Source organism: Serratia sp. JKS000199 (assembly GCF_900215455.1).
Taxonomy (GTDB): Bacteria; Pseudomonadota; Gammaproteobacteria; order Enterobacterales; family Enterobacteriaceae; genus Serratia; species Serratia ureilytica.
Genome location: NZ_LT907843.1, coordinates 4,366,202 through 4,380,632 on the forward strand (window position 1 = coordinate 4,366,202; position 14,431 = coordinate 4,380,632).

Below are 14,431 nucleotides of genomic sequence, written 5' to 3' on the forward strand. Positions count from 1 at the left end.
CCTGTAGGGGGAGGTTACTTGTTGCTTTTGTTATCTACCAGAACCGCCAGCAGTATCACCACTGCCTTCACGATCATTTGGTAGTAGGAAGAAACACCCAGTAAATTCAGGCCGTTGTTCAGGAAGCCGAGGATCAGCGCCCCGATCAGCGTGCCGACGATGCGGCCCTTGCCGCCGGCCAGGCTGGTGCCGCCCAGCACCACGGCGGCGATGGCGTCCAGCTCATAGCCGGTACCGGCGGTCGGCTGCGCCGACGACAGGCGCGCCACTTCGATCACCCCGGCCAGCGCCGCCAGCAGGCCGCACAGCGAGTAGACGATAATCTTCACTTTATCGACGCTGATGCCGGACAGGCGGGTCGCCGCTTCGTTGCCGCCCAGGGCATAAATATAGCGGCCCAGGCGCGTATGGTGCAGCATATACCAGGCGGCAATGAACACGATCGCCATGATCCAGATCGGCGTAGGCACGCCCAGCGGGCGGCCAATACCGAACCAGCCGAAGGTGTCGGCCACATCGGTGAAACCGGTGTTGACCGGGCTGCCGTTGGTGTACACCATGGTGACGCCGCGCAACAGCAGCATCATCACCAGCGTGGCGATAAAGGCCTGCACTTTGCCTTTGGCGACGATCACCCCGGTGCAGGCGCCAATCGCGGCGCCGAGCGCCAATGCCGCCGCCACCGCCACCAGCGCGTTGACCTCAAAGCCGACGATCGACGCCGCCACCGCGCCGGTCAGGGCCAGCAGCGATCCCACCGACAGATCGATGCCGGAAGTGAGGATCACCAGCGTCATCCCCACCGCCATAATGGCGTTGACCGAGGTCTGCTGCAGAATATTGAACAGGTTGTTCAGGGTGAAGAAGTTCGGGCTCATGGAAGAGACCACGGCGATCAGCACCAGCAGCGCAATCAACGACTTCTGCTCTAACAGCCATTCTTTACTGAACCAGCGCTTGGCTGCGATAGTCTGGGAACTCATATCTGATTACTCCTGCTTTACGCCGTATTGCTTGCCGACGGCTGCCGCCATCAACGCTTCCTGGGTGGCCTGTTCAATCGGGAACTCGCCGCTGAGATGCCCTTCGTGCATCACCAGAATGCGATCGCTCATGCCCATCACCTCCGGCATTTCCGAAGACACCAGAATGATGCTCAGCCCTTCCTGTTTGAACTGGTTGATTAACTGATAGATCTCTTTTTTCGCCCCGACGTCGACGCCGCGCGTCGGCTCATCGAGGATCAGCACCTTCGGCCGGGTCATCAGGCCGCGGGCGATCGCCACTTTCTGCTGATTGCCGCCGGAAAGCAGACCTATCGGCTGCTCCATCGACGGCGTTTTGATATTGAACAGGCGGATGAAGTCCCCCACCGCCTGCCGCTCGTCGGCCTGTTTCAGGCTGCCGTCGGCGCGGCTGAAGTAGCGCAGCGCGGTCAGAGACATGTTTTCCTTTACCGACATGCCCAGCACCAGGCCGTCGCGCTTACGGTCTTCCGAGATATAGACGATGCCGTTCGCCAATCCATCCTGCGGCGAATGGGTGACTACCTCGCGGCCGTCGAGGTTGACGGTGCCGGCCTTGCGCGGCGCGGCGCCGTACAGAATCTTCATCAATTCGGTGCGCCCGGCGCCCATCAAGCCGGCCACGCCGAGGATCTCACCGCGATACAGCGTAAAGCTGACGTCTTCAACGCCGGGTCCGGAAAGATGACTGACTTCCAGCCGCTTTTCCCCGCGCGGTAAATCAAGGCGCGGGTATTGTTCTTCCAGCTTGCGACCGACTATCATCTCAATCAGCGAATCTTCCTGCAGCTCGCTCACCGGCCGCTCGGCGATGAACTGCCCGTCGCGAAATACCGTCACGTCGTCGCAGATTTCAAAGATCTCTTTCAGACGGTGCGAGATATAGACGATGCCGCGCCCTTCGGCCTTCAGCTCGTTGATCACCTTGAACAGCGAGGCGGTTTCGGTGTCGGTCAGCGCATCGGTCGGTTCGTCCATGATGATCACTTTCGATTCGAAGCTCAGCACCTTGGCAATCTCCACCATCTGCTGATCGCCAATCGACAGCTCGCCCACCAGCCGGTGGCTGCTGTAGCGCAGGTTGAGGCGCGCCAGCAAGCGATCGGCCTCGGCGTACATGCGCTTCCAGTCAATGCGGCCGAAACGGTTGACGAACTCGCGGCCGAGGAAGATGTTTTCCGCAATCGTCAGCTGCGGGATCAGGTTCAGCTCCTGATGAATAATGCCGATGCCCGCTTCCTGCGAATCTTTAGGCCCGTTGAACGCCGCCTCTTTACCGAGAAAATACTGACTGCCGGCGTCTTTCTGATAGATGCCGGTCAGCACTTTCATCATGGTGGACTTCCCGGCGCCGTTTTCCCCCACCAGCGCCATCACCTTGCCGGGATAAACGCTGAGAGCGGCGCCGGAAAGCGCCTTCACGCCGGGAAAGGCTTTATCAATCCCTTTCAGTTGCAGTAAAGGTTGCATAAACGCCTCAGAAAGTTACGCCGGCGCACAGGATCACGTTCGCGTAAGGCGAACACTCCCCGCTGCGGATCACCGCCCGGCTGTGCTCGGTTTGCGCTTTAAACGCCTGATGGCTGATATAACGCACGCCGATGGTATTGCCCTGGCGTTGGCCCAGTGCGGTCAGTTCAGCCAACAATGCCTCGTGGAGCGACGGATTTTGTTTCACGATTTCTTCCGCCAGGATGGCGCTTTCTACCTGCATCTCTTGGGTGACCGCCGCGAACACCTGCATGAAGGTCGGCACGCCCTGCGTCAGCGCCAGATCGATGCGCTGCGTCACCGCCGGTATCGGCAAACCCGCATCGCACAAGGTGAGCTGATCGGTATGCCCCAACCGGGCAATCACGGCAGACACGTCGGAATTCAGTAATACGCCTTTTTTCATCTTCTCACTCCGCTAGCGAAACGTTTCGCTCTCTGGAGGAGTGTAAAAAAACGTCAGGGGAAGGCAACCCGGACAATGCAGAAGTGTGATCGTCATCGAAACGTTTCGTTCGCGCACGGAGAAAGCGCAAACAAAAGGGGCTCAGCCTAGCTGAGCCCCTGTCAGGCGGGTTAGATCTCGACCTGCGTGCCGAGCTCGATGACCCGGTTCGGCGGGATTTCGAACTGATCCGGCGCGCGCAGCGCGTTGCGGCTCAAGGCGACGAACAGCTTGCCGCGCAGGTAGAGATACCACGGCCGCTTGGTGAGGATCAGCGATTCATGGGACATGAAGAACGACGTCTCCGACATGCGGCACGGCAACCCTTCCAGCCCGCAGCGGTGGAACACTTCCTCCACGTTCGGCGTTTCGCGCCAGCCGTAGCTGGCCACCACCCGCCAGAAGGTCGGCGACAGCTGCTCGATGGTCACCCGGCGCACGTTGTGCACGTAAGGCGCATCCTCGGTGCGCAGCGTCAGCAGCACCACGCGCTCGTGCAGCACCTTGTTGTGCTTCAGGTTATGCAACAGCGCAAAAGGAATGACGTTAGTGGCGCGCGACAAGAAGACCGCGGTGCCCGGCACCCGTACCGGCGGCGATTTCTCCAGCGAGGCAATCATCGCCTCCAGCGAGTTGCCGTGCTCATGCAGACGACGCAACAGGCGGAAACGCTCGCTCTTCCAGGTAGTCATAATGATGAACATCACCAGCGCCAGGGTCAGCGGCAGCCAGCCGCCGGAGAACAGCTTCAGGGCGTTGGCGGAGAACATCGGCACGTCGATGATCAGTAAGATGGTTACGATGCCGATCGCCAGGAAGCGGTTCCAGTGCCAGTTATTAATCGCCACCGAAGTGACCAGTATGCTGGTCAGCACCATGGTGCCGGTGACGGCGATGCCGTACGCCGCCGCCAGGTTGCTGGAGTGTTCGAAGCCGATGATCACCAGCACCACCGAGATATACAGCGTCCAGTTGATCACCGGAATGTAGATCTGGCCGGATTCCATTTCCGAGGTGTGAATGATGCGCATCGGCGACAAATACCCCAGGCGCACCGCCTGGCGAGTCAGCGAGAAGACGCCGGAAATCACCGCCTGCGAGGCGATGACCGTTGCCAGGGTTGCCAGAATCAGCAGCGGGATCAGCGCCCAGTCGGGCGCCAGCAGGAAGAATGGGTTTTTGATCGCTTCAGGGTTTTTCAGCAGCAACGCCCCCTGGCCGAAGTAGTTGAGCACCAGCGAAGGCAGCACCACGGTGAACCAAGCCAGGCGGATCGGGAACTTGCCGAAGTGCCCCATGTCGGCATACAGCGCCTCAACGCCGGTGATCGACAGCACCACCGCCCCCAGCGCGAAGAACGACACCTTCTTATATTCCATAAAGAAGTTGAGCGCCCATTTGGGATTCAGCGCCTGCAGCACTTCCGGGTTCGAAATGATGCTGCGCGCGCCCAGCACCGCCAACACGATGAACCACAACAGCATTACCGGGGCGAACAGCTTGCCGACGCTGCCGGTGCCGTGTTTTTGGATAACGAACAGCAGGGTCAGCACCAGAATCGAGAGCGGCACGATATAGGCGTCGAGCGCAGGCGCGGCGATTTCCAACCCCTCTATCGCCGACATCACCGAGATCGCCGGGGTGATCACCACCTCGCCATAGAAGAAGCTGCCGCCAATCAGGCCCAGTATCACCAGCACTGCGGTGGTGCGCGCCGAGGTATTGCGCCCGGCCAGCGACATCAGCGTCAAAATGCCGCCTTCGCCGGCGTTGTCCGCCCGCATCACGTAGGTGAGATATTTGAGGGAAACGATCACGATCAGCATCCAGAAAATCAGCGACAGGAAGCCGAAAACCACGTCTGGACGAACATCGAAGCCGTAATGGCCGGAGAAACACTCTCTCAACGTATAGAGAGGACTGGTGCCGATATCACCGTAGACCACGCCGATGGCAGCCAGGGTTACCGCCGATAGGGACTGCTTATGCTCTGCGCTCATAATTCGTTTCTTTATCAGAACATCCGTTAGCGATGCATCCGCATCAGGCAAAATACGGGCTCAAAGATCCGTCACGCCCACCAGAAAGCCGCACAGTATGCACCATTTATACGGCTTGCCTACCCTTATATCAGAGCCGAAAAATAAACAAAATGTGAACCGGATATCCGACTCAACTGAGAAAATTTTTACTAATCAATAAGCTATACCATTAAAAATAATGGTGGTTTATCATCGAATTATCGACCAAGATTGGCTAACTCTCGGACAATACGACGATTATATGACGCCATCATCCCTTCTGGCAGAACGAATTTCCCGCCTCAGCAGCGCGCTGGAGAGCGGCCTTTATGAGCGGCAAGAGGCGATCCGCCTGTGCCTGCTGGCGGCGCTGAGCGGCGAAAGCGTATTCTTGCTCGGCCCGCCCGGCATCGCCAAGAGCCTGATCGCGCGCCGGCTGAAGTTTGCCTTCCGCAACGCTCGCTCTTTTGAATACCTGATGACGCGCTTTTCCACGCCGGAAGAGGTCTTCGGCCCGCTCTCGATTCAGGCGCTGAAAGATGAAGGGCGCTATCAACGCCTGACCGCCGGCTATCTGCCAGAAGCGGAGATCGTGTTTCTGGACGAGATCTGGAAGGCCGGCCCGGCGATCCTCAACACCCTGCTGACGGCGATCAATGAACGGCGTTTTCGCAACGGCAACAGCGAAGAACCGATCCCGCTGCGCCTGCTGGTCACCGCTTCCAACGAACTGCCCGAAGCGGACAACAGCCTCGAAGCCCTGTATGACCGCATGCTGATTCGCCTGTGGCTGGACAAGGTGCAGGATAAACAGAATTTCCGCTCGCTGCTGGTCAACCGCCAGAGCGAAAGCCAAAACCCGGTGCCGGCGGCGCTGAGCGTCAGCGACGAAGAGTTTCTGCAGTGGCAGCCGCAGATCGATAAGGTGGCGCTGCCGGAAGCCTGCTTTGAGCTGATTTTCCAACTGCGCCAGCGGCTGGACGCGCTGGAACAGGCGCCGTACGTCTCCGATCGGCGCTGGAAGAAAGCCCTGCGCCTGCTGCAGGCCTGCGCCTTCTTCAGCGGGCGCGACGCCATCGCCCCGCTCGATCTGATGCTGTTGAAAGACTGCCTGTGGCACGATCTCACCTCGCTGAAGCTGCTGCAACAGCAGATCGATCAACTGCTGACCGAATCGGCCTATCAGCAGCAGTCGATGTTGATCCAACTGCAACAGATCCATACCCGCTGGATGCAGGACCAGCAGCAACAAAGCGACCGACAGGCCATCAGCCTGGTGAAAAAAGGCGGGATGTTCAGCCGCAAACCGCAATACGCGCCGGCCACGCCGTTCGCCGGCGGCACCCTCACTCTGCTGCTGCAAAAACCGCTGCAGCTGCATGACATTCAGGTCAATCATCTGAGCATCGAAAGCAGCGCGCTGGACAACTGGCTGCAAAAAGGCGGCGACGTGCGCGCCAAGCTGAACGGCATCGGCTTTGCGCAGCCGATCGACCTGGAAGTGGACGATCAACTGCACCTCACGGTGTTGGACGTCAGCCGCCAGCCGTCGCTGCTGGCGCTGCCGGGCAAACAGGCTACCTCTACGCCGCAGGCGCTGCTGGATGAAATGGACGCATTGGCCCAGCGCCTGGCGGAACAGCGCCGCGCCTTCAGCCAACATCAGCCCTGCCTGTTCACGTCCGCCGCCGGTCTGGCCAAGATCGAAGCCAGTTTGCTGCAGGTCGCGGAACAGGTTAAACAGCAACAGCAGCAAATGCGCGGCCAGTAACCATGCTCAGTCTGGAGACGCTCGATCTGCTGCTGGCGATCACCGAAGGCGAGATGATCGAGGAGATGATCGTCGGCATGCTGGCCGCGCCGCAGCTGTCGGTATTCTTTAAAAAGTTTCCGGCCCTACGGCGGGCGCTGGATCGCGATCTGCCGCGCTGGAAGCTGCAGCTAAAGGAGCGTTTGCAGGAGGCCATGGTGCCGCCGGCGTTGGCGCAGGAATTTTACCGCTACCAACAGTGCCAGCTGGAGAACAATACCCAGTTCTATCACAACCTCAACGACACGATGGAGCTGCTGCGCCAGCTGGTTTCCCCGTTTTATGAACAGGCGCGCGCGCTGGTGGACGCCGCCGATCTGCCCAATCATCCGTTGGACGACAGTTTTCAAACGCTGTTTCTGCAGCGCTGGCGCATCAGCCTGACGCTGCAGGCCACCATGCTGCACCACCAGTTGCTGGAACAAGAGCGTGAGCAGCTGATGGCGGAACTGCAGGAACGCCTGGCGCTGAGCGGCGCGCTGGAACCGCTGCTGTCGGAAAACGACACCGCCGCCGGCAGGCTGTGGGACATGAGCAAAGGCCAGCTGCAGCGCGGCGATTACCAGCGGCTGGTGGAGTACGGCAACTTTTTGCAGCAGCAGCCGGAGCTGAAAAAGCTGGCGCAACAGCTGGGCCGCAGCTATCAGGCCAAAGCGGTGCAGCAACAGGACGCGCAGCCGGAGCCGTTCAGGGTTATGGTGCAGGTGCCGGCCACGCTGCCGGAAGAAGTGAGCGGCATTCATCAAAGCGACGACATTCTGCGCCTGCTGCCGCCGGAGCTGGCGACGCTGGGGATTGAAGAGCTGGAATTCGAGTTTTATCGCCGCCTGCTGGAAAAGCGACTGCTGAGCTACCGCCTGCAGGGCGACGTCTGGCAGGAACAGATCCTGATCCGTCAGGTCACCCACCAGCAGCAGGATCAGCAGCCGCGCGGGCCGTTTATCGTCTGCGTGGACACCTCAGGATCGATGGGCGGCTTCAACGAACAGTGCGCCAAGGCGTTCTGTCTGGCGCTGCTGCGCATTGCGCTGGCGGACAACCGCCGCTGCTACATCATGCTGTTCGCCAACCAGATCGTACATTACGAACTCACCGCCGCCAGCGGCATTGAGCAGGCAGTGCGTTTTCTCGGCCAGCAGTTTCGCGGCGGCACCGATCTGGCGGCCTGCCTGAACGCCACCGTCACCAAAATGGCGGAGAGCGGCTGGTTCGATGCCGATGCGGTGATCATTTCTGATTTTATCGCCCAGCGGTTGCCGGAGGAGGTAATAAAGAAGGTGAAACAGCAGCAGCAAAGCCACCAGCAGCGTTTCCACGCGGTGGCGATGTCCGCCTACGGCAAACCCGGCATCATGCGCATCTTCGATCACATCTGGCGCTTCGATACCGGGTTGAAAAGCCGGTTGATGCGCCGCTGGCGGCGCTAGGCAGAATCAGAGCAGGCCTTCAACCGCGCCGCGCACTTCCGGTGACCACACGCCGCACTGCACCTGGCCGATATGCGACAGCTGCAACAGCAACATCACCAAACGCGACTGACCGATGCCGCCGCCGATGGTCTGCGGCATATCGCCGCGCAGCAACGACTGATGCCATTCCAGCTTCATGCGATCTTCATCGCCGGTCAGCGCCAGCTGATGTTTCAGCGCCGCGGCGTCGACGCGGATGCCCATGGAAGAAAGCTCGAAAGCGTCCTGCAGCACCGGGTTCCACACCACTATATCGCCATTCAGGCCCGCCAGGCCATCCGCCGTCGGCGTGGTCCAGTCATCATAATCCGGCGCACGCACATCGTGCGATTTGCCGTGCGACAGCTTGCCGCCGATGCCGATCAGGAACACCGCGCCCAATTCTTTGGCGATCGCCCGCTCACGCCCTTTGGCGTCCAGATCCGGATAGCGCTGCAGCAGGGTTTCGCTGTGCACGAAGTGGATCTGTTCCGGCAGGAACGGGGTCAGGCCATGCTCACGGCTGACTTCCGCTTCCGTCGCCTTGATCGCGGCGTAAATGCTGCGCACGGTACTTTTCAGATAGTCCAGACCGCGCTCACCGTCGCCCATCACCCGCTCCCAGTCCCACTGATCGACGTACACCGAGTGGATTGGCGTCAGGCGGTCTTCATCCGGGCGCAGCGCCTTCATATGGGTATACAGGCCTTCGCCGGCACCGAAATCGTAGCTGCCCAGGGTTTTGCGTTTCCATTTCGCCAGTGAGTGCACCACTTCGAAGGTGGCGTCCGGCAAAGTTTTGACTTTGACCTGCACCGCTTTCTCGCTGCCGGAGAGGTTATCCTGCGTGCCGTCGCCCAGGCGGCTAAGGATCGGGGCCTGCACTTCGATCAGACCGAGCTGCTGTTCCAGCTGGCGGGAGAAGAAGGATTTGACCTGGCTGATTTGTTGTTGTTTTTGGATAAACTGTTTTTTCATTGCCGTATCTCTTGTAAACCTGTCTCTGTTGCCATCGATTAAGCAACAAAACGATACGCCAATTCAATATCCGTTAATCAATATTGCCTTTTCACTTTTAATCGTTCATTTTTACCCGGACTGAATTCAACAATCGTTAATTAATGGGGGATTAAATGGCGGAAATTTATCAGATCGATAATCTCGATCGCGGCATCCTCAACGCCCTGATGGACAATGCGCGCACACCGTACGCCGAACTGGCGAAAAACTTCGCCGTCAGCCCCGGCACCATTCACGTGCGGGTGGAGAAGATGAAACAGGCCGGGATCATCACCGGCGCGCGTATCGACGTCAGTCCCAAACAGCTGGGCTACGACGTGTGCTGCTTTATCGGCATCATATTAAAGAGCGCCAAGGACTACCCTTCGGCACTGAAGAAGCTGGAAAGCCTGGAGGAAGTGGTGGAAGCCTATTACACCACCGGCCATTACAGCGTCTTTATTAAAGTGATGTGCCGCTCGATCGACGCGTTGCAACAGGTACTTATCAACAAGATCCAGACCATCGACGAGATCCAGTCCACCGAAACGCTGATCTCGCTGCAGAACCCCATTATGCGCACCATCGTGCCGTAACCCGCCAAATTGCATACCCACATTATCCACAGGTAGATCCCAGCCGATTCACAGCGTACAATGCAGCCACTTTGAGTGAGAAGGTTGGGATCGTTGGTTCATGGCAGACATTACTCTGATCAGTGGCAGTACGCTTGGCAGCGCCGAATACGTGGCTGAACATTTGGCTGAAAAGCTGGAAGACGCCGGCTTCTCTACCGAGATGCTGCACGGCCCTGAACTGGATGAACTGCCGTTGAACGGCCGCTGGCTGGTGGTCTCTTCCACGCACGGTGCCGGCGAACTGCCGGATAACCTTCAGCCGCTGTTGGAACAGATCGCTGAGCAGCAGCCGGATCTTTCCGAGGTGCAGTTCGGCGCCGTCGGTTTAGGCAGTTCGGAATACGACACCTTCTGCGGTGCGATCAAACAGATCGACGATCTATTGATCGCCAGAGGCGCTAAAAGGATCGGCGATCGTCTCGAGATCGACGTGACCGAGCATGAAATTCCCGAGGATCCAGCCGAGGAATGGGTAAAAAACTGGATTAATTTACTCTAATTCGTCTAAAGATCGTGCGAACGATTGTGGATAACTAAGCTTAAAAGCAGGGTAAAAGCCGTAGTTATCCCAATAACAACCGTAGTGCGCTTTTTGTCCTGTGTATAACAAGCCTTTTAGATCCCAGCTTATCTGCGTCGGGATCACCGATCATTCACAGCAAACGATCCTCCTTAATCTGCTGATCTTCATCGTGAATAGTCACTTATCCACAGAGGATCGCGATCCTAATAAGAGATCTAATAAAGAGATCTTTAAATAAAAAAGATCTTCTTTTAATTACCGACGATCCTGACCACTTGGTCGATCGTCTAAACTTGAGTAGAATCCCCGACCCCAGGGCAAATACGATCGTTCGCAATACGGCGAGGTGCAGTTCCATGTTTTATCCAGATCAATTTGACGTCATCATCATCGGTGGTGGCCATGCAGGTACCGAGGCCGCCATGGCCGCGGCGCGCATGGGACGTCAGACTTTATTATTGACACACAATATCGACACGCTGGGACAGATGTCCTGTAACCCGGCGATTGGCGGTATTGGTAAAGGGCATCTGGTTAAGGAAATTGATGCGCTCGGCGGCCTGATGGCGACAGCGATCGACCACGCCGGCATACAGTTTAGGATACTAAACGCCAGCAAAGGCCCAGCCGTTCGCGCCACACGCGCTCAGGCGGATCGCGTGTTGTATCGCCAGGCTATCCGTACCGCGTTGGAGAACCAGCCCAATCTGATGATCTTCCAACAGCCGGTTGAGGATCTGATCGTCGAAAACGATCGCGTCGTGGGCGCCGTCACCCAAATGGGCCTGAAATTCCGCGCCAAAGCGGTGGTATTGACCGTAGGCACCTTCCTGGACGGCAAGATCCATATCGGCCTGGAAAATTACAGCGGCGGCCGCGCCGGGGATCCGCCTTCGATCTCGCTGTCTCAGCGTTTGCGTGAACTGCCGCTGCGCGTCAACCGCTTGAAAACCGGGACACCGCCGCGCATCGACGCCCGCACTATCGATTTCAGCGTACTGGCGCCGCAACACGGCGATACGCCGGTGCCGGTATTCTCGTTCCTGGGCGATGCCAGCCAGCATCCGGAACAAATGGCGTGCTATATCACCCATACCAATGAAAAAACCCATGACGTGATCCGCAATAACCTCGATCGCAGCCCGATGTATGCCGGGATCATCGAAGGGATCGGCCCACGTTACTGTCCGTCGATCGAAGACAAGGTCATGCGCTTTGCCGATCGCAACGCGCACCAGATCTTCCTCGAGCCGGAAGGCCTGACCAGCAATGAGATTTACCCTAACGGGATCTCCACCAGCCTGCCGTTCGATGTGCAGATGCAGATCGTCCGTTCGATGGAAGGAATGCAAAACGCGCGTATTATTCGCCCTGGTTATGCTATCGAGTACGATTTCTTCGATCCGCGCGACCTGAAACCGACGCTGGAAAGCAAATTCATTCAGGGGCTGTTCTTTGCCGGTCAAATCAACGGCACCACCGGGTATGAAGAAGCCGCCGCACAGGGGCTGCTGGCCGGTCTGAACGCCGGTCGCTTCGCCGCCGAGCAAGAAGGCTGGGCGCCACGTCGCGATCAGGCTTATCTCGGCGTGCTGGTGGACGACCTCAGCACCCTCGGCACCAAAGAACCGTACCGCATGTTTACCTCACGCGCCGAGTATCGTCTGATGCTGCGCGAAGACAACGCCGATCTCCGCCTGACGGAAAAAGGCCGTGAACTTGGCCTGGTGGACGACGTGCGTTGGGCGCGCTACAGCGAGAAGCTGGAGCGGATCGAACGTGAACGTCAGCGCCTGCGCGACATCTGGATGCACCCGCACGCCGAGAACGTCGAACAGGTCAATGCGTTGCTGAAAGCGCCGTTGTCACGCGAAGCAAACGGCGAAGAGCTGCTGCGCCGTCCGGAAATGGACTACGCGCAATTGACCGCCACCGAGGCCTTCGCGCCGCCGTTGGACGATGTACAAGCCGCCGAGCAGGTTGAGATCCAGGTCAAATACGAAGGCTACATCGCTCGTCAGCAGGAAGAGATCGAAAAACAGCAGCGCAACGAGAACACCGTGTTGCCGTTGGACCTCGACTACCGTCAGGTTTCGGGGTTGTCGAACGAAGTGATCGCCAAACTGAACGATCACAAACCGAATTCCATCGGCCAGGCTTCACGCATCTCCGGCATTACGCCGGCGGCGATCTCGATTTTGCTGATTTGGCTGAAAAAGCAGGGGCTGCTGCGCCGCAGCGCATAAATCCCGCATCCAGGCGGCCGTTTGCTCAACCCGTAGCCAAACGGCCGCTGACATCACTTGCGCGCTGAATTATCATAGGCGCCTCATTCGCCAGCTAACCATCCGCTGGTCGTTCAGCGCCTGCCAGAGGATCCGTTGTGCAAAAAAAATTAGACTCGCTGCTCGCGGCAGCAGGCATTGAGCTGCCCGATCAGCAGAAACAGCAGCTGCTGGGCTATGTCGGCATGCTGGATAAGTGGAACAAGGCTTATAACCTCACGTCGGTGCGCGATCCGCAGCAAATGCTGGTGCGCCACATCCTCGACAGCATCGTGGTCAACCCGCATCTGCAGGGATCGCGTTTTATCGATGTCGGCACCGGCCCCGGTTTACCGGGCATTCCGCTGGCGATCGTGCGTCCGGATGCGCATTTCACGCTGCTCGACAGCCTGGGCAAGCGCGTGCGTTTCCTGCGCCAGGTGCAGCATGAACTGGGCCTGAACAATATCGAGCCGGTTCAGAGCCGCGTTGAAGCGTTTCCGGCCGAGCCGCCGTTCGACGGCGTGATCAGCCGGGCGTTCGCTTCGCTGCAGGATATGCTGTCCTGGTGCCATCACCTGCCGGCGAAAGGGCAGGGGCGTTTTTACGCATTGAAAGGCATGCGCCCGGATGAAGAATTGGCGCACCTGCCGGAGGGCGTTAGCCTGGAGTCTATCGTGCGGTTGCAGGTGCCTGAACTGGAAGGCGAACGCCATCTGGTGGTGCTTAAGGCAAACTGAGTTTGTTTTTGATCAAACAAGCGTGAATTAACGGTAGTACGGCGTGTAAAGGTAAGCAGGCTAATTAGTTGGTCGCTTTTTTTAGTTAATTTACTTTCTATTAACACAAAAAACGCGGCTAATTAGCGACAATAGAGTAATTGCAATTAGAAATAGTCACGTTAGCAATCATGTGCGAAAGATTGGCCTTTGCTGCTAATGTTAATTGGCTGTTGGAATATTGCCCCGTTGCTTGTCAATAAAAGGTTTTCATCGGGTATACGGATTGTTTTTGAACAGTTAACTGATAATGTTTTGATTTATATAATCTTTTGATCGCTCAAATTGCTAAAGACGGTTTGATTGTCCATCGGCTATAAATCAGTGAAGGGCATTATTGTGATCGGCTTCGCGTTTCTAAACGCAACGCTGGAATAATCAGACAATTAAATGCGCCCTATTATTCCGACCGTTTTCTTGTGAAAATAGGCTGGAATAGGGAAATTTAAATAATTGTTCACCTTTTCGCTACTTATCGATTGAATTCGTTGGTATGCCCCGTATAATTTGCTCGTTTTTTGCTGCTTGACTCAGGACAGCAAAAACAGTTGTATACGTCACTCAGCATACCCCCTCTGGGGTACGGAGAGAACAAACGTCATGTCTGTGTCCCTATACAGCGGGAAAGTCGCACGCAAACTGCTGTTTTTGCAGTTAATGACTTTTGTTCTGATCAGCGTTGCTTTCTGGCTGAAAAGCCCGGAATGGAGCGCTTCGGCGTTGGCAGGCGGTCTCGCCGCCTGGTTGCCGAGTGCAATGTTTATGCTGTTTGCCTTGCGCCATCAGGCGCAAACGCCGGCGCCCGGTAGGGTTGCCTGGTCGTTCGCCATCGGCGAGGGGCTAAAGGTCGTGATCACCATCGTTTTGCTGATCGTGGCGCTGGGGGTGTTCAAGGCGGAGTTCATACCGCTTGGCCTGACCTATTTAGCGGTGTTAGTGGTGCAGATAGTGGCACCGGCCGTGATTAACAGTTACCGAACTTAACTAA

General features: G+C 57.6%; 12 protein-coding genes. 7 read left to right on the forward strand and 5 right to left on the reverse strand.

Annotated elements, in window-relative coordinates; all coding sequences use genetic code 11:
* Positions 1–14: 14 nt before the first annotated feature.
* The 4 genes from rbsC to kup all read right to left on the reverse strand — a co-directional run bounded on the left by rbsC (position 15) and on the right by kup (position 4,961).
* Positions 15–983, reverse strand: coding sequence for a ribose ABC transporter permease (gene rbsC, locus CPH57_RS20695; protein WP_025304730.1), 969 nt, complete (start codon positions 981–983; stop codon positions 15–17).
* Between the two features lie 6 nt (positions 984–989).
* Positions 990–2,495, reverse strand: coding sequence for a ribose ABC transporter ATP-binding protein RbsA (rbsA, locus tag CPH57_RS20700; RefSeq protein WP_096242695.1), 1,506 nt, complete (start codon positions 2,493–2,495; stop codon positions 990–992).
* Positions 2,496–2,502: 7 nt separating this feature from the next.
* Entirely contained in the window at positions 2,503–2,922 is a 420-nt protein-coding gene (gene rbsD, locus CPH57_RS20705; RefSeq protein ID WP_033652331.1) for a D-ribose pyranase, read from the reverse strand.
* A gap of 170 nt (positions 2,923–3,092) precedes the next feature.
* Entirely contained in the window at positions 3,093–4,961 is a 1,869-nt protein-coding gene (gene kup / locus CPH57_RS20710) for a low affinity potassium transporter Kup (RefSeq protein WP_015379467.1), read from the reverse strand.
* Between the two features lie 283 nt (positions 4,962–5,244).
* On the opposite strand from kup, the gene ravA reads away from it, so the two are divergent.
* Together ravA and viaA are read left to right on the forward strand one after the other, a co-directional pair.
* Positions 5,245–6,753 carry an ATPase RavA gene (ravA, locus tag CPH57_RS20715; RefSeq protein ID WP_096242696.1) on the forward strand — a complete coding sequence of 503 codons (1,509 nt, stop codon included), beginning with the start codon at positions 5,245–5,247 and terminating at the stop codon, positions 6,751–6,753.
* 2 nt (positions 6,754–6,755) lie between these two features.
* On the forward strand, positions 6,756–8,219 hold the full coding sequence (gene viaA, locus CPH57_RS20720; RefSeq protein WP_004933781.1) for an ATPase RavA stimulator ViaA: 1,464 nt from the start codon (positions 6,756–6,758) through the stop codon (positions 8,217–8,219).
* 6 nt (positions 8,220–8,225) lie between these two features.
* On the opposite strand, the gene asnA is transcribed toward viaA, so the two are convergent.
* Entirely contained in the window at positions 8,226–9,218 is a 993-nt protein-coding gene (gene asnA / locus CPH57_RS20725; RefSeq protein ID WP_033645159.1) for an aspartate--ammonia ligase, read from the reverse strand.
* A gap of 155 nt (positions 9,219–9,373) precedes the next feature.
* Between asnA and asnC the strand changes: the two genes are divergently transcribed.
* The 5 genes from asnC (at position 9,374) to atpI (ending at position 14,427) form a co-directional block, all read left to right on the forward strand.
* Positions 9,374–9,835 (forward strand): transcriptional regulator AsnC, encoded by a 462-nt coding sequence (gene asnC / locus CPH57_RS20730; protein WP_004933786.1) that lies wholly within the window; start codon positions 9,374–9,376, stop codon positions 9,833–9,835.
* A 100-nt stretch (positions 9,836–9,935) separates the two neighbouring features.
* Positions 9,936–10,376: an FMN-binding protein MioC gene (mioC, locus tag CPH57_RS20735; RefSeq protein ID WP_015379470.1), complete on the forward strand. Its 441-nt coding sequence runs from the start codon at positions 9,936–9,938 to the stop codon at positions 10,374–10,376.
* A gap of 380 nt (positions 10,377–10,756) precedes the next feature.
* On the forward strand, positions 10,757–12,646 hold the full coding sequence (mnmG, locus tag CPH57_RS20740; RefSeq protein WP_033645158.1) for a tRNA uridine-5-carboxymethylaminomethyl(34) synthesis enzyme MnmG: 1,890 nt from the start codon (positions 10,757–10,759) through the stop codon (positions 12,644–12,646).
* Positions 12,647–12,783: 137 nt separating this feature from the next.
* Positions 12,784–13,404, forward strand: coding sequence for a 16S rRNA (guanine(527)-N(7))-methyltransferase RsmG (rsmG, locus tag CPH57_RS20745; protein WP_060660120.1), 621 nt, complete (start codon positions 12,784–12,786; stop codon positions 13,402–13,404).
* Between the two features lie 639 nt (positions 13,405–14,043).
* Positions 14,044–14,427, forward strand: coding sequence for a F0F1 ATP synthase subunit I (gene atpI, locus CPH57_RS20750; RefSeq protein ID WP_004933796.1), 384 nt, complete (start codon positions 14,044–14,046; stop codon positions 14,425–14,427).
* The last annotated feature ends 4 nt before the right edge of the window (positions 14,428–14,431 follow it).

Excerpts from the sequence above, each read along its gene's own strand:
- rbsC (WP_025304730.1), bottom strand. The coding sequence starts at position 983 with ATGAGTTCCCAGACTATCGCAGCCAAGCGCTGGTTCAGTAAAGAATGG.
- rbsA (WP_096242695.1), bottom strand. The coding sequence starts at position 2,495 with ATGCAACCTTTACTGCAACTGAAAGGGATTGATAAAGCCTTTCCCGGC.
- rbsD (WP_033652331.1), bottom strand. The coding sequence starts at position 2,922 with ATGAAAAAAGGCGTATTACTGAATTCCGACGTGTCTGCCGTGATTGCC.
- kup (WP_015379467.1), bottom strand. The coding sequence starts at position 4,961 with ATGAGCGCAGAGCATAAGCAGTCCCTATCGGCGGTAACCCTGGCTGCC.
- ravA (WP_096242696.1), top strand. The coding sequence starts at position 5,245 with ATGACGCCATCATCCCTTCTGGCAGAACGAATTTCCCGCCTCAGCAGC.
- viaA (WP_004933781.1), top strand. The coding sequence starts at position 6,756 with ATGCTCAGTCTGGAGACGCTCGATCTGCTGCTGGCGATCACCGAAGGC.
- asnA (WP_033645159.1), bottom strand. The coding sequence starts at position 9,218 with ATGAAAAAACAGTTTATCCAAAAACAACAACAAATCAGCCAGGTCAAA.
- asnC (WP_004933786.1), top strand. The coding sequence starts at position 9,374 with ATGGCGGAAATTTATCAGATCGATAATCTCGATCGCGGCATCCTCAAC.
- mioC (WP_015379470.1), top strand. The coding sequence starts at position 9,936 with ATGGCAGACATTACTCTGATCAGTGGCAGTACGCTTGGCAGCGCCGAA.
- mnmG (WP_033645158.1), top strand. The coding sequence starts at position 10,757 with ATGTTTTATCCAGATCAATTTGACGTCATCATCATCGGTGGTGGCCAT.
- atpI (WP_004933796.1), top strand. The coding sequence starts at position 14,044 with ATGTCTGTGTCCCTATACAGCGGGAAAGTCGCACGCAAACTGCTGTTT.